This window comes from sulfur-oxidizing endosymbiont of Gigantopelta aegis (assembly GCF_016097415.1).
Lineage (GTDB): Bacteria > Pseudomonadota > Gammaproteobacteria > GRL18 > GRL18 > GRL18.
This window is the reverse complement of sequence record NZ_JAEHGE010000001.1, coordinates 1254469-1272249: the sequence shown is the minus strand read 5'-3', so window position 1 is coordinate 1272249 and position 17781 is coordinate 1254469. Positions and strand designations below refer to the sequence as shown.

Sequence of the window (17781 nt, the reverse complement as noted above, 5' to 3'; positions counted from 1 at the left end):
GAAAGGGCTTTGCCCTCTGGAACGATAGAGCCGTTCCATTCACCCAAGGTATTTTCACAACGGTAATGATCCTGTTACAATATCTTCACGGCACAGGCTGAGGAGCCGATGGCCGTCAACGGTAATGGGCGGCATTTATGTCGCCTTTTACCCTCTTCAATCAATCGATTAGCTATTTCCGCTGTATTTCATAATCGACTGGTGACAAATAATCATTAGCCGAATGAAGTCGCTCCTGATTATAAAATACCTCAATATATTCAAATATTGCCTGCTTTGCTTCTACTCTGGTTTTGAATCGACAATGGTGCGTCAATTCAGTTTTCAAACTATGAAAGAAGCCTCTGATACAGCATTGTCCCAGCAATTTTTTGCGGCTCATAGACTGAATTATGTTATGATCCGACAATATTTTTCTATGACTATCAGAGGCATATTGGCTACCTCGGTCAGTATGCCAAAGCAATCCATCCATTGGTTTACGCTTCCATATGGCCATCAGTAAAGCATCATTGACTAGCTTGGCTTTCATTCGCTCATCCATCGACCAGCCAACAATTTGCCTGAGAATGTCAATGACACCGCTAAATATAACCAGCCTTCCTTGGTGGCAATATAGGTAATATCACCCACATAGTAGCGATCAGGTTGAGAGACAGTAAACCTTCAGTAAATTTGGAGATATACGCTTGTGAATTAGTCGTCGCTTTAAGCGTCTCTTCGTTTTACAAAACAAACCGGCTTTTTTCATTAATCGACCAATTCTCCGGCGGCTTATATGAACGCCTTTTTCAGCCAGTTTTCTTTTAAGACGACGGGTTCCATAAGTCTTGCGACTGTCTTCAAACAGTTTTTTTAGCTGCTCAGTAAGCGCTTCATTTTCTTTCTCTATCCGTTTTAGGAGAGCTAACCCAATCATAATAGCAACTACTGGAAACATCCATAAAACGGCACAGAATCGTTACCGGGTAATCTTTAGCCTGATCAGTTATCCATGCGTACTTCACAAAGTTTCCTTGCAAAGTACGCTGTGGCCTTTTAATAAATCACGCTCCTGAATCACTTTTGCCAATTCTTTTTCAGACGTTTTACTTCATCATAAATGTGTTCATCACTTCTATTGGCTACCGTCTTCACCGGTTTGGAATATTTACTGATCCAGGTATGTAGAGTATTTACATTAACACCTAGCTCCCTGGCAGTCTGAGAAACGGGTTGATCCGTCTCATTAGCTAATTTGACAGCTGATTCTTTAAATTCTGATGTATAGCTTTTATTCGGTTTTTTGTTTGATCATTCATTTTAGGTCACACTTTTTATCTTTTAGTTATTTTAAGTTGTGTGTCCGGTTAAGTATAGCCACATTAACCTATATTGTCTGGAGTGCTGAAGATGATCAATTTTTTAATGTTCATCAAACCCAGCATGAACGACAAAATCAAATTTTAAAAGATGTAATCAATCTTCTATCTGCTGGTAAAGAAAAGATCCCTGAAAAGGAATTGTTTTTTAATCGTTATATTTTGGTTCGTAAAATTCGCATTACTGAGCTTGAACTGACTTTATTCAAACTAATTTCTGCCCGCAATGAACAGGATGAAATTTGTCTGATCATTGATGCAGTCAAAATAACCTAAGATTAATCACACTAATTTACTCATGTAAGGAGATAACAATGATAGACCTGATAGAGCTGCAATGGATCAGTCGCTGTTTGAGTCATTCATGCCATGGTTCTGTCCTTATGGCAAAAAAAGTAATGGATATGTTTAAACAGTATCCAGCATTAACTGAGCGCTATCCCTATTTATATGTGATGGCAACTAAAAAACTGGCTCAATAATCTGAGCTGTCTTTAACCCCAACAGGGAGCATACAAATCCCTGATCAGGGGAATTGTGTGTCTCCCATTTATGGAGAAGCATAATGAATAACACCGCTGAACAACTTGATAATCAATCTGAGTCTGTTATTGAGACTCAGAGTTCATCAGTGATTACTTTAACTGATTTTATTCAACAGTTTGGTTCTGGCCTGATGCAGGCCGTCCAGGCTCAAAATCCACCCATATTTGATGGTACGCCTTCGCAAACCAGAGAATTATTGATGGATAAGATGTTGCGCTCACCCTTTGATGCTCAACGTGGTGTCATCCAATCAGTATCCCACCTGTTAATTGATCGAGGTCTTGGTGCTTCGATTATTAATGGTGAAATGGGTACCGGAAAAACACTAATGTCGATTGTTGCAGCTGCAATACTCGATGCAGAAGGTTTTAAACGTACTTTAGTGATTTCACCTCCCCACCTTGTTTACAAGTGGCGAAGGGAAATTATGGATACTGTACCTGATGCAAAAGTCTGGGTACTCAATGGTCCTGATACACTGGCAAAATTACTGGCCATTCGTGATGCTCTGGGTGAACCAGAAAGTCATGAGCCAGAATTTTTTGTTATTGGTCGTGTGCGAATGAGGATGGGATTTAACTGGAAAAGCAGTATTGTTTCCAGAAAACGTCATGTATCTTCTCCTGTGAGTCCGACTAATCCAGAAAGTAAATCAATCTTTCATACTCATGAATTAGCAGCCTGTCCGGATTGCGGTACGGTGCAGTGTGATGAAGATGGCAATTCAATTGAATTTGCTGCTTTTCCTCAGGAAAAACAGATGAATTGCAGTCATTGTTATTCGCCATTGTGGACATTAATCCGAGCCGGGAATAAGCAAAAATCCCGTAAAGATATTGTCAGCCGTGCAATGCAACAGATCCCGACAATAGGACCAAAGTCTGCAGAGAATCTGCTGAATATTTTTGGTGAAAATTTGTTGGGCAGTATGCTGGCTGATAATATCTATGAGTTTGTTAATCTTATGGATGATAATGGTGAGCTAGTTTTTTCTGATCGCCAGGCCAGACGAATTGAGAAAGCATTAGCAAAACTGGAATTTGGTTTTGGACAAGGTGGCTATCAACCCACTGAGTTTATTAAACGCTATATTCCTAAAGGCTATTTCTCAAACTTGCTGGTTGATGAAGCACATGAGTATAAAAATCAGCATTCAGCTCAGGGACAGGCCATGGGTGTATTATCAACTCTGGTCAAGAAAACAATTTTGCTAACCGGTACCTTAATGGGTGGTTATGCCGATGATATTTTCTATCTACTCTGGCGAGCGATGCCTCAAGTGATGCTGCAGGATGGTTACCGGTATAACAACCGAAATACACTCAGCAGTGCTGCCATGAGTTTTATGCGTGAACACGGAGTATTAAAAGATATCTATAAAGAGTCTGAAATCCGTTCTCATCGTACTGCCCGTGGTAAATCCATGACAGTTCGCACAGTAAAAGCACCTGGTTTTGGTCCTAAAGGAATTGCTCGTTTTGTTCTGCCTTATACCGCTTTTTTAAAGCTGAGGGATATTGGACAAAATGTACTGCCTCCTTATCGGGAACACTTCATTGAAGTGGACATGACCAGTACACAAGGTGAATGCTATGTGAAGTTGAAAAATCAACTGGAAACAGAATTAAGACAATCTTTGGCAAGAGGTGATACCACATTGCTGGGCGTTGTTCTTAATGTTCTGCTTCGCTGGCCTGATACCTGTTTTAATGCTGAGACAGTGAAACACCCTCGTTCACATTCGTTGCTGGCCTTTATGCCCAGTGTTTTTGATGAGGATACTCTTTCCCCTAAAGAGAAAGAGCTGATCCGAATTGCACTGGATAACAAAGGTAGGCATCGTCGAACGCTGGTTTATACCACTTATACGGGCAAGCGTGATACCGCTTCACGTTTGAAGACGCTACTGACAAAAGCTGGTCTGAAAACAGCTGTATTACGTTCCAGTGTCAGTACTATGAAACGAGAGGACTGGATTTTAGATCAGGTTGACAGGGGCATAGACTGCATGGTTTGCAATCCTGAACTGGTCAAAACTGGTCTGGATCTGCTGGAGTTTCCAACGATTGTATTTATGCAGTCCGGCTATAATGTTTACACTCTGCAACAAGCCTCCCGCCGTTCCTGGCGAATTGGTCAAACAGAGGATGTGGATGTTTATTATCTTGGTTATGCTAATTCTGCACAGATAACCTGTCTGAGTTTAATGGCCAAGAAAATAGCGGTGAGCCAATCCACTTCAGGTGATGTTCCGGATACTGGTTTAGATATTTTGAATCAAGATGGAGATTCGGTTGAAGTGGCTTTGGCCAAACAGCTGCTTAAATAACTAAAATGCGACTTTATCCCCCTTTACAGGGGGATTTCCAAAGCATGATTAATTAATGGTTACTTTAACCATATAGAAGCCATATTTAATACCGTTTTTATAGATTCATCCCAACTTGCAGGAGAAGGATGATAAACCAGCGGTCCAATAAACTTTTCATATCGTTCCTGATACCGCGCCTGTTCAGTTAACAATTGTAATCCATGTTGAAGTTCCTGGTATGTGTTATCTCTAAAAGCTTCATGTTGATTACCAAATTGTTCCACATCAGTTTGAATCACCTGTTGTACAAGTTCCCTTAATTCGATTAGATTGGGTAATGATTTCTCAATCAAATGGAGATCATAGACATGACGGATCAATGTTTCATCAACAGGGCGAGAACGGTCTCTATCGGATGCTGCAGTACGGCGAAGTAACGACACAAATTTTTCACATGCAGTGGATTCCATGCTGACACAAAGAAAACTCGATATTTCATGTTTCAGATTGGCAACTTCAGCATAGAGCGAGCCAATTGGTTTTTCAATGGCAGGAGTAAGTAGCAGAGACTCAGTAATATCTAATTGTAAATGTGGGCGGAGTGAATGGAACTGTCCATGGAACTGAGGATATTCGATTAAGAATTGCTGATATCTGCCTTCATTGCGTTTTTTAGCTGATCCAACCAACTTAAAATAGTCTGATGAGTTGATAGCTGAGAGTATTGCCTGATGAATGTCTCGCCTGAATTGCCGTTGTCTGGTGTGTGATTGAGCTAAGATTTTTCTTGATGGAACCAGTTTAATGTCTACATCTTCAGACATGCGGTAGGTGTTTTTGTGTGCTTTGGCCAGGCAAGTTCCTCCGGCAAAGATTAGCTGATAACCATCAAACGACAGATTGTTGATAATATTAAGCAATTGAACGGCGTAATAGTCTTTTTCAACAAGAACAGGGCTACTAATACCCAGTGCATCAGCAACATCTGAAAAAAGAGTCGGATCAAATGGTGGCATTATGATCTGTTCAGCTGAAGTTTAAATTTATCGGTTGCTATTTTGCGATTAAACCGATCAAAAATAATAACTTCTGCATTAGCTGGAATTTGTGTTGAACCTTCCAGGTAGGATACTTCTGAATCTGAAGGACTCCATTTAACACCTAATCGTCTCAAAGCTTCCTTAGCAACCTGGATAAAACCGCCTTTGGCTATTAGCATCGGTTTTCCTGTCAATCGGTTTGTACGTGCTTTTGCATAAAGGCCATAACCGATTTTAATCAGTTTTCCTTCTGCTGTTAAATTGCGTAAAACTCTACCAACTTGATCATAGCCTCCCAGCTCCTCAAAATCAGAGCGCATGAATACCAACCGGCGAGAGTATTTAATTTTATCACTGATTTTTGATTTGAGACTTATGCGTTTCATGATTGCTCTGTTACTTTTAATTAAAAACAACTAAAATATAACAAAAATACGACAAAAAGTCAATAAAAACAATATTCATGTGTTTTTATATGACTTTTGCTAATACACTGATAATAAATGCATTTTCATTATTACATTGTCGTATTTTTGTCATTAATACAAATTTAACATATAACATGATGTATAAGGTATGATAATTTCAATTCAGGTATAATTTCACTTACTTCATATCTTTCAACATCAGTTGAAACTACCTGTTTTAATGAAATGCAGCCAATTATTAACAGCCATTCACATCCTTTGATGACATTAATGTTTATCCGATAATAAATCATCCAGGGTCAAATCATAGGATGAGACAAATACATCCATAAAATAAGCAATTTCCGGTGCCTGAAAGCTTTCCAGCTTCTTTGTGATATCTTGAATGGCAATAGAGAATTCCTTATTACCATTGTTTATTTCATAGCGGCATTTTAGATAAGCCGACAAAGTGTCCGCCATTTTGATAATATTTCTGGCTTCTTTATCCAAAGTTTCTTCATCAACAAACTGTTTATAGGTTGGCTGCAATTCATCAGGCAGTAATTTAACCAACTCCCTAACTGCTTGACGTTCTATTTTATGATACGAATCCCTGATCATAGATGAGTGATATTTAACTGGCGTCGGCAGATCTCCCGTTATTACCTCACTGGCATCATGGTAAAGAGCTGCTGTAGCAATAAAATTAGCATCCACATTGCCATCAAAGTAGTGGTTTTTAATTAAGGCCAGAGCATGGGCAATAGTAGCAACCTCCCAGGAATGCTCCATAACGTTTTCTGGTTCTGAGTTGCGTTTCAGACCCCACCGTTTGATCCAGCGAAGGCGACTTAAATAGGCGAAAAATTTACTTTGCATTAAATTTTTTCCTCCCGGATATTTATTAACAGAGCTTTTGATAACATACTCAGATTCAACTGCAGTACTTTGACCACAATTAAATTAGCTAAAATAGTTTCTGATAAACACCAGCCAACTTTTTACAGTTGACGCACGTCGATTAGCAGTTACTTCATTGATATTAATGTATTCTAAAATAACATCCTTAATAACATTCCTTTCAGGCACGCTATCAGATTCAATCATTTTTTTTGTTAAGACATAAAAAACAGTTCGCTTCAAAATACTTAATATAAATGCCCGCTTTCTTTTAGATGTGGGTAAACTGACATAGTTTAATCCTTTTTCGGTCAGAACCCAGGAGCCATGTTCTTTCTCTATATAACCAAGGTAAGCAGCAGCATTTGCATAATAATCACCTTGTCTTGGTTCAAGATCCCAATAAGCCGCAATAGTATCTTTCGTATTAATCTCACAATAAATTAAATCAATCACATCTCTGACTTTCCTCAAGTCATTAGCTTGAGGAAAAGGTGGGGCACCGTTTGTCTCTGTAGTTTGTGCAAAACTGATACAGTCTAAAATCTCAACTAAAGAATTGGCTACAGGGTCTGTTTCAAATGTGTATTGTTTAGATTTAACTACCTGATAGGAATCATAGTAAGCATCATTCGTAAATTTATATTGCGTTAAACTCACAATACCATTGTAGTATGATAAAAAAATAGGAATGATATTTTTAGTGACACCTTCTGCCTGCCACATGCGATAAGGATAAAAAAGCTGACGCATATGAAAGTTTTCTGTTTCACCCATTTTTGCTTCAATCAAGTAAACTTGATCACCTTCATAACCCGCATCAACCTCAACCTGAACACCATCAATTTCAAATGAAATCTCCCCTTGTGGAGTACTCATAAAAAAATCAAATTGTTTAGACCGAAGACGCCCTCTTGATGTGTCAACACTTTTCCGGACAGTTTTCTAAATATTTTTTTGGCTGTTTCAAGTGATTTTTGTCATTTTGTATTTCCTATCATTTTAGTTTCTCATGTTAACTTTAAACAGATGAAGAGAAAGGGCTTTGCCCTCTGGAACGATAGAGCCGTTCCATTCACCCAAGGTATTTTCACAACGGTAATGATCCTGTTACAATATCTTCACGGCACAGGCTGAGGAGCCGATGGCCGTCAACGGTAATGGGCGGCATTTATGTCGCCTTTTACCCCTCTTCAATCAATCGATTTAAGCTATTTCCTGCTGTATTTCATAATCGACTGGTGACAAATAATCATTAGCCGAATGAAGTCGCTCCCGATTATAAAATACCTCAATATATTCAAATATTGCCTGCTTTGCTTCTACTCTGGTTTTGAATCGACAATGGTGCGTCAATTCAGTTTTCAAACTATGAAAGAAGCTCTCTGATACAGCATTGTCCCAGCAATTTCCTTTGCGGCTCATAGACTGAATTATGTTATGATCCGACAATATTTTTCTATGACTATCAGAGGCATATTGGCTACCTCGGTCAGTATGCCAAAGCAATCCATCCATTGGTTTACGCTTCCATATGGCCATCAGTAAAGCATCATTGACTAGCTTGGCTTTCATTCGCTCATCCATCGACCAGCCAACAATTTGCCTAGAGAATAAGTCAATGACAACCGCTAAATATAACCAGCCTTCCTTGGTGGCAATATAGGTAATATCACCCACATAGTAGCGATCAGGTTGAGAGACAGTAAACTCTCTTTCCAGTAAATTTGGAGATATACGCTTATTATGCTTGGAATTAGTCGTCGCTTTAAAGCGTCTCTTCGTTTTACAAAACAAACCGGCTTTTTTCATTAATCGACCAATTCTCCGGCGGCTTATATGAACGCCTTTTTCAGCCAGTTTTCTTTTAAGACGACGGGTTCCATAAGTCTTGCGACTGTCTTCAAACAGTTTTTTAGCTGCTCAGTAAGCGCTTCATTTTCTTTCTCTCTATCCGTTTTAGGAGAGCTAACCCAATCATAATAGCAACTACGGGAAACATCCATAAAACGGCACAGAATCGTTACCGGGTAATCTTTAGCCTGATCAGTTATCCATGCGTACTTCACAAAGTTTCCCTTGCAAAGTACGCTGTGGCCTTTTTAATAAATCACGCTCCTGAATCACTTTTGCCAATTCTTTTTTTCAGACGTTTTACTTCATCATAAATGTGTTCATCACTTCTATTGGCTACCGTCTTCACCGGTTTGGAATATTTACTGATCCAGGTATGTAGAGTATTTACATTAACACCTAGCTCCCTGGCAGTCTGAGAAACGGGTTGATCCGTCTCATTAGCTAATTTGACAGCTGATTCTTTAAATTTGTTAAGTGTAGCCACATTATCTCACTGTTAAAACTAATTCATTTTCTCCAACAAAATCTTCAAAAATACCACTGGCATACACCGCATCAATAACCTGTGATTCAGACCGAAAACCAAGTGGTAATGTTTGTAATTGGCCTAACTTCGGCCAATAGAATGGATGGATAACATCATCTGTCTGAATATCAGCATAGCCATCAGCATCAACAATGGCATAATGCCCATTTTTAACAGACAGTATAGTGTAATTATTTTCCTGTAAGATGGCAGGCCTTGACTCACGATGATCAAACTTACACATTAATCGGGGCTCTTTTTGGGTTATAGCCTTGATCCGATCAGCCTGCAGATAAAATACACCATGAGCATTAATATTGTTTTTAATATCTAATTCAACAAATAGTTTGTTCCATGCTTCTTTCGTTGACATAGTCATAAATTCACCACTAACTATTATTTGTTGGTTCGAATAAGGCCAGTACTTCCCTCACCCTTTTTCGTTCAGTCGCTTTACTGCTGATGTGTCAACACTTTTCCGGACAGTTTTCTAAATATTTTTTTGGCTGTTTCAAGTGATTTTTGTCATTTTGTATTTCCTATCATTTTAGTTTCTCATGTTAACTTTAAACAGATGAAGAGAAAGGGCTTTGCCCTCTGGAACGATAGAGCCGTTCCATTCACCCAAGGTATTTTCACAACGGTAATGATCCTGTTACAATATCTTCACGGCACAGGCTGAGGAGTCGATGGCCGTCAACGGTAATGGGCGGCATTTATGTCGCCTTTTACCCCTCTTCAATCAATCGATTTAAGCTATTTCCTGCTGTATTTCATAATCGACTGGTGACAAATAATCATTAGCCGAATGAAGTCGCTCCCGATTATAAAATACCTCAATATATTCAAATATTGCCTGCTTTGCTTCTACTCTGGTTTTGAATCGACAATGGTGCGTCAATTCAGTTTTCAAACTATGAAAGAAGCTCTCTGATACAGCATTGTCCCAGCAATTTCCTTTGCGGCTCATAGACTGAATTATGTTATGATCCGACAATATTTTTCTATGACTATCAGAGGCATATTGGCTACCTCGGTCAGTATGCCAAAGCAATCCATCCATTGGTTTACGCTTCCATATGGCCATCAGTAAAGCATCATTGACTAGCTTGGCTTTCATTCGCTCATCCATCGACCAGCCAACAATTTGCCTAGAGAATAAGTCAATGACAACCGCTAAATATAACCAGCCTTCCTTGGTGGCAATATAGGTAATATCACCCACATAGTAGCGATCAGGTTGAGAGACAGTAAACTCTCTTTCCAGTAAATTTGGAGATATACGCTTATTATGCTTGGAATTAGTCGTCGCTTTAAAGCGTCTCTTCGTTTTACAAAACAAACCGGCTTTTTCATTAATCGACCAATTCATCCAGGTATGTAGAGTATTTACATTAGCGCAAAGCTCGCAGTCTAGGAAAGAACGTCTCATTAGCTAATTTGACAGCTGATTCTTTAAATTCTGATGTTTACTTTTAAATCACGTTGATCTTTTAGTTTAAGTTGTGTTTTTAAAAGATTAATATCACATTGTGAAACATTGTGAAACCACGTCTCTCATTTTATCCAACCATTGACGGCAAGCTTGAAAATCAGGATTTATTTCTCCACTCAACGACGATAACTGTTGCCACTGTTGTTGCAGAACATCACAGCGATCTTGAACTTCAGTATATTCTCTCAGTAGTTTAGGGGATGAGAATTGTACTTTTCATAATAGTTATTAACTTCTGTATGCAGAGCATTTTTTTTTCTGCTGTTGCTGTGTAATGTGGCTAGTCTGAAAAAAGAATTGGCAAAAGTGATTCAGGAGCGTGATTTATTAAAAAGGCCACAGCGTACTTTGCAAGGGAAACTTTGTGAAGTACGCATGGATAACTGATCAGGCTAAAGATTACCCGGTAACGATTCTGTGCCGTTTTATGGATGTTTCCCGTAGTTGCTATTATGATTGGGTTAGCTCTCCTAAAACGGATAGAGAGAAAGAAAATGAAGCGCTTACTGAGCAGCTAAAAAACTGTTTGAAGACAGTCGCAAGACTTATGGAACCCGTCGTCTTAAAAGAAAACTGGCTGAAAAAGGCGTTCATATAAGCCGCCGGAGAATTGGTCGATTAATGAAAAAGCCGGTTTGTTTTGTAAAACGAAGAGACGCTTTAAAGCGACGACTAATTCCAAGCATAATAAGCGTATATCTCCAAATTTACTGGAAAGAGAGTTTACTGTCTCTCAACCTGATCGCTACTATGTGGGTGATATTACCTATATTGCCACCAAGGAAGGCTGGTTATATTTAGCGGTTGTCATTGACTTATTCTCTAGGCAAATTGTTGGCTGGTCGATGGATGAGCGAATGAAAGCCAAGCTAGTCAATGATGCTTTACTGATGGCCATATGGAAGCGTAAACCAATGGATGGATTGCTTTGGCATACTGACCGAGGTAGCCAATATGCCTCTGATAGTCATAGAAAAATATTGTCGGATCATAACATAATTCAGTCTATGAGCCGCAAAGGAAATTGCTGGGACAATGCTGTATCAGAGAGCTTCTTTCATAGTTTGAAAACTGAATTGACGCACCATTGTCGATTCAAAACCAGAGTAGAAGCAAAGCAGGCAATATTTGAATATATTGAGGTATTTTATAATCGGGAGCGACTTCATTCGGCTAATGATTATTTGTCACCAGTCGATTATGAAATACAGCAGGAAATAGCTTAAATCGATTGATTGAAGAGGGGTAAAGGCGACATAAATGCCGCCCATTACCGTTGACGGCCATCGGCTCCTCAGCCTGTGCCGTGAAGATATTGTAACAGGATCATTACCGTTGTGAAAATACCTTGGGTGAATGGAACGGCTCTATCGTTCCAGAGGGCAAAGCCCTTTCTCTTCATCTGTTTAAAGTTAACATGAGAAACTAAAATGATAGGAAATACAAAATGACAAAAATCACTTGAAACAGCCAAAAAATATTTAGAAAACTGTCCGGAAAAGTGTTGACACATCAGTGCTAATAAAAGCTCAGCCTCACGACAATCCAGTAATATGTCTTTCAGGTCAATTTCATTCGAAGCCATTGCTTATCATTTCATCCTTGATTATTAACTCAATTGTAATTATTTATTCTTTGTGTCTGAAGTTGATTCTTCTGGATTATTAATGTGGCTATACTTAACCGGACACACAACTTAAAATAACTAAAAGATAAAAAGTGTGACCTAAAATGAATGATCAAACAAAAAAAACCGAATAAAAGCTATACATCAGAATTTAAAGAATCAGCTGTCAAATTAGCTAATGAGACGGATCAACCCGTTTCTCAGACTGCCAGGGAGCTAGGTGTTAATGTAAATACTCTACATACCTGGATCAGTAAATATTCCAAACCGGTGAAGACGGTAGCCAATAGAAGTGATGAACACATTTATGATGAAGTAAAACGTCTGAAAAAAGAATTGGCAAAAGTGATTCAGGAGCGTGATTTATTAAAAAGGCCACAGCGTACTTTGCAAGGGAAACTTTGTGAAGTACGCATGGATAACTGATCAGGCTAAAGATTACCCGGTAACGATTCTGTGCCGTTTTATGGATGTTTCCCGTAGTTGCTATTATGATTGGGTTAGCTCTCCTAAAACGGATAGAGAGAAAGAAAATGAAGCGCTTACTGAGCAGCTAAAAAACTGTTTGAAGACAGTCGCAAGACTTATGGAACCCGTCGTCTTAAAAGAAAACTGGCTGAAAAAGGCGTTCATATAAGCCGCCGGAGAATTGGTCGATTAATGAAAAAAGCCGGTTTGTTTTGTAAAACGAAGAGACGCTTTAAAGCGACGACTAATTCCAAGCATAATAAGCGTATATCTCCAAATTTACTGGAAAGAGAGTTTACTGTCTCTCAACCTGATCGCTACTATGTGGGTGATATTACCTATATTGCCACCAAGGAAGGCTGGTTATATTTAGCGGTTGTCATTGACTTATTCTCTAGGCAAATTGTTGGCTGGTCGATGGATGAGCGAATGAAAGCCAAGCTAGTCAATGATGCTTTACTGATGGCCATATGGAAGCGTAAACCAATGGATGGATTGCTTTGGCATACTGACCGAGGTAGCCAATATGCCTCTGATAGTCATAGAAAAATATTGTCGGATCATAACATAATTCAGTCTATGAGCCGCAAAGGAAATTGCTGGGACAATGCTGTATCAGAGAGCTTCTTTCATAGTTTGAAAACTGAATTGACGCACCATTGTCGATTCAAAACCAGAGTAGAAGCACAATATTTGAATATATTGAGGTATTTTATAATCGGGAGCGACTTCATTCGGCTAATGATTATTTGTCACCAGTCGATTATGAAATACAGCAGGAAATAGCTTAAATCGATTGATTGAAGAGGGTAAAAGGCGACATAAATGCCGCCCATTACCGTTGACGGCCATCGGCTCCTCAGCCTGTGCCGTGAAGATATTGTAACAGGATCATTACCGTTGTGAAAATACCTTGGGTGAATGGAACGGCTCTATCGTTCCAGAGGGCAAAGCCCTTTCTCTTCATCTGTTTAAAGTTAACATGAGAAACTAAAATGATAGGAAATACAAAATGACAAAAATCACTTGAAACAGCCAAAAAAATATTTAGAAAACTGTCCGGAAAAGTGTTGACACATCATATTCAAACGTTGTCCATCACGCGAACTCTTTCCTTGATGTTCCGTGAATTTAGACCAGGCCGATGATGTCTTACCCATATCCTGCCCATCTAAAGCACCTGGATAATATCCTTGTTGTCGCAAGCGTTTCTGTTGTCCTTTTGTCTCCGACTCACTTTCAAGCGTATCAATGCTACCTTCCCAATATTCAATGTAATCAGGATTGGCTTTAATGGGTCGATAAGAAAGCGTTAATTCTTTCGGCTTTTCTTCAATTTCAAACTCAATAAATCCCTCCCCATTCGTTGAACCCTTAAACATTTCACCATCTAAGGTCAATTCATAAGCAATGCCTGACAGAATTTTATTATTGTGATCCCTCAATTGTGCTGAAAAATAAAACGGCACTTTGGGTGCAATTGGTGGTGCAAGTAATTCGTCATTAAAAACTCTCGGAGGAAAGGGTTTGGGTTCAAGTGGAACTTCTTGCTCCATTAAGCGTAGTGGCACATGCTTAGCTTGTGCCTTACGCACTTTATCCTGATAGCCCGGATAATCCTTATCCGCTTCTTGGGGCATTTTGGGCGCTTGCGGGCTGGCACCGGAACCATTGCCGGGACTACCACCTTCATTGATACGGATAGTTGCGCCATTAAAGCCGACACCGCCAGCACTGGTTTTCATGACGCTGCCACCGGCTTTCATGCTGAGCATTTCACCGGCATCAAAGACCATTTTATTGCCCGCTTTGATGTGAATTTCTGTGCCCGCTTCCAGATAATAATCTTGACCGACTTTGATGTGGTGTGTTTGACCGACATCGAGGTGGGCATCACCACCGATTTCAATATTCTGGTTGTTATCAATAATGAGGTGCTTGTTGTTTTTGATGTGTTCAAAACGGGTATTGTTGACGATGAGGTGGCGGTCGTGATTGATGTGTTCACGGCGGTCATTTTTGACTCGGCTATCAATGTCTTTTTCGGCAAAGATGGCAATTTGTTCCTGCCCTTTTTTGTCTTCAAAACGAATTTCATTAAAGCCTTTGCCCCCTAGCGAGCTATTGGTTTTGGTGGTGCTACGGGTTTTGTGTTTGGGCAATGCATAAGGAGGACGATTGACGGCATTGTAGAGTGAGCCGACAACGATGGGTTGGTCGGGATCACCATTGATGAAACTGACTAAGACTTCATGGCCTATTCTTGGGATATGAATTTTACCCCATTGATTGCCCGCCCAGCTTTGGCTGACGGGTATCCAACAGGAGGAGTTTTCATCATTCTGGCCTTCTCTGTCCCAGGGGAACTGGACTTTAATGCGACCGTATTTATCGGTATAAATTTCTTCACCTTTGGGGCCGCTGACAAAGACACCATCCTGATAGTCTAGTTGAGGTTTGGGGGTGATTTGTTCGGGTTTGAAACGTACGCTATCAGGGATGAACTTCGTGGTATTATCATAGTGAAAGCCACTATCATCACCGGCATATTCTTCCAGTGAGGCGTATTGTCTGACTTTAAAGTTAACATTATGGATCAGGTATTTCTGGTTATAGTCGCTACGCTGGTGATTGTTGAGAATGAAACGATACCCGGGTTCGGCTCGGATCACGTCACTTTTGCCTTCACCAAAATCGGTCTGGGCTTTGAAGGCTTGTAGGCTTTGGTCGATATAGTGTTGACCGGCTTCGGCATTCTGGAAGCTTTGGTGGTCGTGAAAGCTATAGTGTTCGAGAAACTGGCTATCATTGAGACGTTGTACGTGTTTCAGATCTTTAGCGGGTTTGCTCAGGTCAAAACCAATGTGGGTCGCATGGTCATGGCCAATCCTTGCGCCGCGTTGAAAACTGGCAAAGCTGGTATAGTCCGGCTCTAAGCCATTGCGGGGGCGTAATTCCAAATCGGCTGCTTCGATATGTGGCAGTGATTCATTAATATCGGCAAAAACCAGTATATGTTTATCACTTTCATGCACAAAGTGATAATGGATGCCGTGGCGTTCGAGCAAACGTGAGATAAAGGCAAAGTCTGTTTCATTGAACTGCACGGTATAGTTGAGCGTCGCATATTGTTCTTTAAGATGAAACTGAACTTCTTCACCGCTGAGTCCGGCTTCATCAAGGAGCTGCGTGATAATTTGTTGAACATTTTTTTGCTGAAAAATACGGCAGTTGCGGCGGTAGTTTAAAAACCAGACTTTCGGTACTAAAGTGATTTCATAGACGTAGGACTGGCCGTTTTCGCCCAGCAGGGTAGCGTCTTTAATGATGCCGTGATAATAGCGGGATTCGTTTTTGTAATATAAGGTGATGATAGCCGCTTGGCGAACTAATTGGCTCAGGTCTAAATCAGGAATGCCACAAATAAAACGGGCGCTGAGTTCATAGGGTGCAGAGAGTGTTTGTTGCCCTGACAGCTCAAAGATTGTGGTGTCTTCGATGCAATTGCTGATATCCAGAGTCAAACGCTGAGTATTGCCGGGCGTAATCGGGTCTTGAGAGACTGAAGCCATGGTTGATTTCCTTATCGAAGCCGTATTAAATACGTTTTGTGTCGTTTGTATAGAGACCACTCACCCATCGTCCTGATAGATGAAGTTCGGCTATTTTAGCGAAAAGTATGGGCAGGATCAATCAATGTGCGTAAATGCTGTGAGCCATGTCCATGAATCAGGGCAAAAATTGGCTTTTTTAGTAACTATGACTCGGATGCATTTTTCTGTATGATGGCTTTCTGGCTTCTCTTCAAGAAAAAATGACCAACAATTTCCTATGAGCAATACGCGCACTGAACTTAATATCCTGTCTGTTTCTGATTTTTCCCGCAATGTAAAAAGCGTGTTGGAATATAATTTTCCCACGACCTGGGTTTCAGGAGAAATTTCTAATCTGGCGATGCCTCGTTCTGGGCATTGGTATTTCACCCTGAAAGATGAACGTGCTCAAGTGCGTTGCGCAATGTTTCGCCAAAGCAATCAGCGTCTGACTTTTGTACCCACTGAAGGCATGCAGATTTTAGTCAAGGCTCGGGTCAGTCTTTATGAGGCGCGTGGCGACTTTCAGCTCATTGTTGATAGCATGGAAGATGCCGGTGTGGGGGCGTTACAACGTGCTTATGAACAGCTCAAACAGAAATTACAAACGCAGGGCTTGTTTGATGCACAACATAAGCAGGATTTGCCCGAACTCCCCCGCTGTGTAGGCATTATTACCTCCCCTACCGGCGCGGCCTTGCAGGATATTCTTAATGTACTAAAACGCCGTTTTCCTGCCTTACCGATCATTATTTATCCGGCTCAGGTACAGGGTGCTAATGCGCCTGAGCAATTATTGCATGCCTTGCAGCAGGCACAATCACAAAATTTATGCGATGTGCTGATCATTGGTCGTGGTGGTGGCTCTATTGAAGATCTCTGGGCGTTCAATGATGAAGCACTGGCACGAGCTATTTTTGCTTGTACCATTCCAGTGCTCAGTTCAGTCGGGCACGAGGTCGATTTTACCATTTGTGACTTTGTCGCTGATGTACGTGCTGCAACCCCTTCTGCTGCCGCAGAACTGGTCATCCCCGATCGAGAAGAATGGCTGTCTTGGTTGCGTGGTATTGAACAACAATTGACGCAGCATATAGAGCGTCACTTGCGTGCGCTGCAACAGCAATTACAATGGCAATATAAGCAACTCAAACATCCGGGGCGTTATCTGGAGGAAGTGGCACAGCGGATTGATGATTTATCAGCCCGTATGGAACAACACCTGCGTCTGCAATTAAAAGCCCGCCAGGCTAAAGTGCTGACCTTAAACGCACAATTACAGCAACATTCCCCTGAGCATGGCATTACATTACAACAGAGTCGGCTGAGATATTTACAACAGCGCTTAGCGCATAATATGCAACAGCATTTAGAGCAATTACAACAAAAAATTGCCACCTTCGCGCTAGGAATGGATGCCTATAGTCCGCTGGCAACCTTGGCGCGTGGTTATAGTCTGGTGAAGGATAAGGACAATCAGTTAATTAAATCAGCCACACAACTTAGTCCCGGACAACAGGTAAGGCTCTGTTTTGCTAACGATCAGGCGCTGGTAAGCGTGGATGAAATCAAACAAAATCTCAAGCCCGGTCGCCCTCTTTGTTCTAAAAGTGGGGACGCTTAGATAAGAATGAATTCGCCGTTTCA

10 protein-coding genes and 6 pseudogenes are annotated in these 17781 nt (G+C 40.6%); 6 read left to right on the top strand and 10 right to left on the bottom strand.

The features are described 5' to 3' along the window. Positions 1-172: 172 nt before the first annotated feature. Positions 173-1293: pseudogene (locus tag JEU79_RS28405) on the bottom strand (IS3 family transposase); the annotation flags it as partial. A gap of 44 nt (positions 1294-1337) precedes the next feature. On the opposite strand from JEU79_RS28405, the gene JEU79_RS06550 reads away from it, so the two are divergent. From JEU79_RS06550 to JEU79_RS06540, 3 genes are all read left to right on the top strand, one after another. Then, positions 1338-1637 (top strand): hypothetical protein, encoded by a 300-nt coding sequence (locus JEU79_RS06550; protein WP_198263456.1) that lies wholly within the window; start codon positions 1338-1340, stop codon positions 1635-1637. A 38-nt stretch (positions 1638-1675) separates the two neighbouring features. After that, positions 1676-1843, top strand: a complete 168-nt coding sequence (locus JEU79_RS06545) for a hypothetical protein (protein ID WP_198263455.1) — start codon at positions 1676-1678, stop codon at positions 1841-1843. A gap of 83 nt (positions 1844-1926) precedes the next feature. Continuing rightward, positions 1927-4236, top strand: coding sequence for a DEAD/DEAH box helicase (locus JEU79_RS06540; protein ID WP_246540045.1), 2310 nt, complete (start codon positions 1927-1929; stop codon positions 4234-4236). Positions 4237-4295: 59 nt separating this feature from the next. On the opposite strand, the gene JEU79_RS06535 is transcribed toward JEU79_RS06540, so the two are convergent. From JEU79_RS06535 to JEU79_RS06505, 7 genes and pseudogenes are all read right to left on the bottom strand, one after another. Further along, complete coding sequence (locus JEU79_RS06535; RefSeq protein WP_198263454.1) at positions 4296-5234, bottom strand: nucleotidyl transferase AbiEii/AbiGii toxin family protein; 939 nt, start codon at positions 5232-5234, stop codon at positions 4296-4298. Next, a complete protein-coding gene (locus JEU79_RS06530; RefSeq protein ID WP_198263453.1) occupies positions 5234-5644 on the bottom strand; it encodes a DUF6088 family protein in 411 nt (136 codons plus the stop codon). Before JEU79_RS06530 ends, JEU79_RS06535 begins: the two co-directional genes overlap by 1 nt. 309 nt (positions 5645-5953) lie before the next feature. Then, positions 5954-6547 (bottom strand): 5'-deoxynucleotidase, encoded by a 594-nt coding sequence (gene yfbR / locus JEU79_RS06525; RefSeq protein WP_198263452.1) that lies wholly within the window; start codon positions 6545-6547, stop codon positions 5954-5956. An 84-nt stretch (positions 6548-6631) separates the two neighbouring features. After that, positions 6632-7489, bottom strand: a pseudogene (locus JEU79_RS06520) (DUF6997 domain-containing protein); the annotation flags it as partial. 285 nt (positions 7490-7774) lie between these two features. Beyond that, positions 7775-8909: pseudogene (locus tag JEU79_RS06515) on the bottom strand (IS3 family transposase). A 1-nt stretch (position 8910) separates the two neighbouring features. Beyond that, the gene (locus JEU79_RS06510; protein ID WP_198263450.1) at positions 8911-9330 is read right to left on the bottom strand and encodes a type II restriction enzyme; all 420 of its coding nucleotides are present in this window, start codon (positions 9328-9330) and stop codon (positions 8911-8913) included. Positions 9331-9702: 372 nt separating this feature from the next. Beyond that, positions 9703-10305 (bottom strand): annotated as a pseudogene (locus JEU79_RS06505) (IS3 family transposase); the annotation flags it as partial. Between the two features lie 426 nt (positions 10306-10731). Between JEU79_RS06505 and JEU79_RS28400 the strand changes: the two are divergent. Then, a pseudogene (locus JEU79_RS28400) lies at positions 10732-11672 on the top strand (IS3 family transposase); the annotation flags it as partial. Positions 11673-11740: 68 nt separating this feature from the next. Here JEU79_RS28400 and JEU79_RS06485 read toward each other — a convergent pair. Then, positions 11741-12031: a hypothetical protein gene (locus tag JEU79_RS06485; RefSeq protein ID WP_198263446.1), complete on the bottom strand. Its 291-nt coding sequence runs from the start codon at positions 12029-12031 to the stop codon at positions 11741-11743. Positions 12032-12181: 150 nt separating this feature from the next. Between JEU79_RS06485 and JEU79_RS28395 the strand changes: the two are divergent. After that, positions 12182-13332, top strand: a pseudogene (locus tag JEU79_RS28395) (IS3 family transposase). A gap of 231 nt (positions 13333-13563) precedes the next feature. Here JEU79_RS28395 and JEU79_RS06475 read toward each other — a convergent pair. Next, positions 13564-16113: a type VI secretion system Vgr family protein gene (locus JEU79_RS06475; protein WP_198263445.1), complete on the bottom strand. Its 2550-nt coding sequence runs from the start codon at positions 16111-16113 to the stop codon at positions 13564-13566. Between the two features lie 259 nt (positions 16114-16372). On the opposite strand from JEU79_RS06475, the gene xseA reads away from it, so the two are divergent. After that, positions 16373-17758 carry an exodeoxyribonuclease VII large subunit gene (gene xseA, locus JEU79_RS06470; protein ID WP_198263444.1) on the top strand — a complete coding sequence of 462 codons (1386 nt, stop codon included), beginning with the start codon at positions 16373-16375 and terminating at the stop codon, positions 17756-17758. Positions 17759-17781: the final 23 nt, after the last annotated feature.